The sequence below is a fragment of the Victivallis sp. genome, assembly GCF_048170485.1.
Taxonomy (GTDB): Bacteria; Verrucomicrobiota; Lentisphaeria; order Victivallales; family Victivallaceae; genus Victivallis.
Window position 1 is genome coordinate 1 of sequence record NZ_DBEXAY010000170.1, and the last position, 4600, is coordinate 4600.

Annotated in this window: 2 protein-coding genes and 1 pseudogene; 2 read left to right on the forward strand and 1 reads right to left on the reverse strand. The window is 60.5% G+C overall.

The genetic code is table 11. From position 1 onward, the window contains the following. Positions 1-19: 19 nt before the first annotated feature. The gene (locus ACMLHG_RS08895) at positions 20-976 is read right to left on the reverse strand and encodes a helix-turn-helix transcriptional regulator (protein ID WP_417170264.1); all 957 of its coding nucleotides are present in this window, start codon (positions 974-976) and stop codon (positions 20-22) included. Between the two features lie 136 nt (positions 977-1112). Here ACMLHG_RS08895 and ACMLHG_RS08900 point away from each other — a divergent pair, with 136 nt between their 5' ends. Together ACMLHG_RS08900 and ACMLHG_RS08905 are read left to right on the forward strand one after the other, a co-directional pair. Next, positions 1113-1889, forward strand: a complete 777-nt coding sequence (locus tag ACMLHG_RS08900; protein ID WP_417170265.1) for a prepilin-type N-terminal cleavage/methylation domain-containing protein — start codon at positions 1113-1115, stop codon at positions 1887-1889. Beyond that, positions 1867-4600, forward strand: a pseudogene (locus tag ACMLHG_RS08905) (hypothetical protein); the annotation flags it as partial. The gene ACMLHG_RS08900 and the pseudogene ACMLHG_RS08905, both read left to right, overlap by 23 nt.

The following is a 4600-nucleotide window of genomic DNA, read 5'->3' on the forward strand; positions in this document are numbered from 1 at the left end:
AAACTTTCCTCTTCCCGGCTCAGTGCCGTGGCGAAGACGACATCTCCCCGGCCGTCTCCTCCAGTCCGCGCACCCGGAAGGCGGTCGGCGTGAGGCCGGTGTAGCGGTGAAAGACCGTCGAAAAGTAGAGGGAGTTGCGAAATCCGAGCTGCTCGGCAATCTCCTTGAACGACAGCTGGCCCGCCCGGACCAGCTGAATCGCACTCTCCATGCGCAGTTTGTTCCAGTAGGCCTGCGGAGAAATTCCAAGAAAGTTGCGGAACATCCGGGTCAGCGTCGCCCGGCTGGTCCCCAGATCCGCCGCCAGCCGGCTCACCGATTGATGACAGCCGCGATCCGACTCCATCGCCCACACCGCACGAGTCAACACCGGCGGCAGATCAGTTCCGACCGAAAAACTGTATTTTTCCGCCAGTCCGAGGATGATCGCATAACCGAGCTGCGAATTCTCCGCCGCCTCTTCCCGGCGCCTTGCCGCCAGCAGTTCCGCAATGCGGGCAAACCTGCCCCGCAGCTCTTCCAGTTCCCCCGGACGCCCGAATACCACTTTGCGACAGCCGGTCATGCCGAGCGATTCCACCAGAAGTTTCACCATGCCGCCGGAAATCACCAGCTGATGCTGCCGACCGAATTTCGACGGCCCGTTCTCGAAACAGACATCATTTCCCGGCAGCGTCACGTAAAGCTCCCCTGGATGCAGCACTTCGCGACGGCCGTCGCTCTCGTAGACGGTCTCCCCTTCCACCTGAAGCTCCAATGCGATGCAGGTGTAGTTGCTGCGTTGAAACCACCAGTTGCCGTGGCGCACGATATCCGCACAGCGATGAGGCCAGACCGCCAGCGAATAGGGATGAATGTCATACCACGCCTCATCCCGCAGCCAGCGGGTGGCCTTCAGGTAACCGGCGGAGGAAAATTCTTTTGAACCGGGTGTCCGGCAATAAACCGTCCCCTTGGCACGCATCGACAACGCCATTTCTCCTCCCTCCGGCGAATTTGGATATCTATGCTACAAATTTATATATCTTTCCTGTTTTTACAAGTTGGAAATTCAAAATTTTTTTGGTAAAATATAGAAAAAGGATTCACCGCAACAGTAACAAGGAGGTTTCATGAAACACCCATCCGCCCGGCATTCCGAATCCAGTTCATTTACGCTTATCGAACTCTTGATCGTAATTGCGATCATCGCCATTCTGGCGGCCATGCTGCTGCCGGCGCTCAACAAAGCGCGGGAGCGGGCGAAGACCACCACCTGTCTGAATCAGCTCAAACAGGCCGGCAGCGCCTGCATCCTCTATGCGAACGATTACCAGAGTGTGTTTCTTTCGCGCGGCAGAAACGCCTCCGGCAGCGGTGCCCTCCCCTACAGCAAGTATCTTATCGAACTCAAATATCTTCCCAGCCACAAGGTGACGGAAAACGGGGAAACTCTCTCCATTTCGGAAGTGCTCTACTGCCCCTCGGTCAGTCAACGCATCGCACCGTCGGAAAGCGGAGGCCAGCTGCTCTGGCGCGTCTACGGCATTCCGCAATACAACTACAACTGCCCGGCGGAACTAGGAACCTTCGTCAAAAAAGTGAACAACTGGATCTTCTATGTTCTGCCCCGGATGCGGAAACCTTCCGGAACTATCTTGATGACCGACTCCGGAAGCGACAACACCAAAGGGGACAAAGCCGGACTCCCCTGGGCGGACATCCATCTGCGCTACTCCCAACCGAACGGATTGTGCATGTATCTCCGGCACAACAATCAGGCCAACGCCGTCTTTTTCGATGGACACGCCTCCGCCGACAATGCGGCAGGCTACCGTCTGAACCCGTCAATCACCGCCGGAGTGCAACACTTCATCGGGGCCGATAATGTCTATTTCAAACTGGATTGAGGACAAAAGGAAATTACAAATTCTCGCCACTCTGCGTCTGTTCTCCGGCCTCGCCGCCGTCGGCGCACCCCTGCCTGAATCGTTGAACCTCCAGAAAGACGGCACCTTCTCCTTTCAGGGAGCGACCTTCCAGATCGCTGTCGGCGACGCCCGCTGGCGCTTCGTCTCCAACAAGAACTGGAAGGAGCAAAAATCCCGCGTCGCCACCACCGGGGCACAGTTCTCCGGCACCATCCTGCCCGGCAGCGGCCGGGGCGTCATCGCCGAATCGATCACGCCCACGGCTCCGGAGAGTGCGGAGCTTCACGCGGTGCTCACTATGCAGGAGCCGGTCCGCCTGAACCGGATCAGCGGCAATTTTGTCCTGCCCGCCGACCGATGCGCCATCCTCGTTGACGGCAAAGCGGTCAACGTTCCGGAGCGGCCGGAGAAAGCCCGGCTCTACGCCGGCTGGTCAAAGGAGGTGGTGCTCCGCACGTTCGGCGCGGAAGAGCTGGTCATCCGCCCCGCCGGCGGACGGGTGATCATACAGGACAACCGCAAAGTCAGTCAAAAAAACGATACCGTCAGCGTGATGTTCTGCTTTCAACCGGAGGGAGGAGAGGTTTCCCGGGCGGAACTCAAACTGAACATGACCGTACGGAAGATCGCCGGTGTCCCGGTCCCGCTCGAAAAATTCGTCACCCGCGCCTTCCGGGAGGAACCGGGCAATACGCTCCCGGTCTGGACCCTTCAGGGGCCGGAGGAGTCGCTCTACATGATCCGCCCCGGCACGATCTCCGCGCTCGGGCTCGATTTCACCGTCTCCCCCCGCGGCGCCGCTGCCGTCGGCGGTGAGGAACGCGGCGCGCAACCCGAACTTACCATTCCGGTCAAGGTTCCGGCGGGCATGCGTTCGCTCAATTTCCTCCACACCTCCGCGTGGACGCCGACGGAGAAGTTCGGCGAACTCGTCGTACGGTATTCCGATGGAAGCGAGAGCCGTTACCCTCTCTCCGGCCTGCGCGACTGCGGCAACTGGACCGGCTCACGCAATCTGGAAAACGCCGTCGTCGCCTGGCGCGGCGACCGGGCGGACAACAGCGTCTCCGCCTATCTCTCCACCTTCCCGCTGCAGGAAAACCGGACGCCAGTCGCCGTCACGCTGCGCGCCACCCATCGGCAGGTGATCTGGTTCGTGCTGGGCATGACCTTTACGCCGGAGAAGATCCTGCTGCCCTCCCGCAAGAATCTCCCCACCCGCATCGCCGCCGGAGCTGACTGGTGCCGGCTGGACTTCCGCAACGCTACCGTTCCGGGCAGTCCACTCGATTTCATGCCGATGCTCGACGCTCCGGCGGGGAAATACGGCTTCGTCCGCCCTGCTCCGGATGGCACGCTCCGGTTTGAAAAGGCGCCGGCAAGGCGGCTGAAGCTCTACGGAACCAACCTCTGCCAGAGCGCGAACTTTCCGTCGAAAGAGGAGGCGGAGAAGATCGCAGACCAGATCGCCCGCAACGGCTACAATTCGGTCCGTTTCCATCACCACGACAACAGCCTCGTCGATCCTGCCGCCGCCGACTCCACCACGTTGAACGCCGAAATGGTCGACCGGCTCGATTTCTTCATCGCCGCGCTGAAAAAGCGGGGCATCTACATCACCACCGATCTCTTCACCAGCCGCAAACTCAAACCCGGCGACCGCCTGCCGGAAACGAATCCCCGCAGCACCAAGGCCTGGTTCCAGAGCGACTCCGCCGCGCTGGAGAACTGGAAGACCTTCGCCCGCAACTGGCTCACTCACCGCAACCCCTACACCGGGCTCACACTGGCCGAAGAACCGGCGCTCGTCTTCGTCAATCTGGTCAACGAGGATGATCCGCTCGTCTTCTGGAACAATACGCTCGCCTCCCGCGAACGTCATCTCCAGCTCTTCGAAGCGTGGAAGAAGAAAAACAACTGTCCCGACGCCCGCGCCGATGCCGGCGACCGGAAGTTTCTCAAGTTCCTCTTCGAACTCAAGGGGAACAGTCTCGCGGAAATGGCCCGCTTCGTCAAGGAGGAGCTCAAGCTCAAGGCCGCCGTCACCAGCGTCAACCAGCATCAGGGGCTCCACTTCGTTCCGCTGCGCGACAAGTTCGATGTGGTGGACGACCACGGCTACCACGACCACCGCTCCTATGTCAAAATCGACGGCAGAACCGTCAACGGACATACGCAGAGCTCCGCCATCGCCACTCTCTCCTACATGCCGCGCCAGATGATGACCACCCGGAATCCGGGCAAGCCCTTCTTCATGACCGAATTCAACCACTGCCGCCCCAACCGCTACCGGGCGGAAAGCGGTCCGATGATGGGCGGATACGCCGCGTTGCAGAACTGGGACGGGCTCTACCGTTTCTGCTACTCCCACACCATCGAACGGATTCGGAAAAACACCATCGCCGTCAGCTGTTTCGAATCGGTCGCCGACCCGATCATGCAGCTGTCGGACCGGATTATCGCCATGCTCTTCCTGCGCGGCGACGTCCGTCCTGCCCCGGAGGTGTTCTCCATGGCGGTCCCGGAAAACGTGCTCGACAGCCGGCTTGCTCTCAACTTCCCGCTCAAGTTCCAGATGCTCGGCTTCGTCACCGGAATCGGCTCCCACGTCGCCGGGCGCCCCCTCCCCGCCGGCGTCACGCCGGTCTCCCCCGGGGTCGATTTCAATGACGTCGGGAAAAATGCCGCCC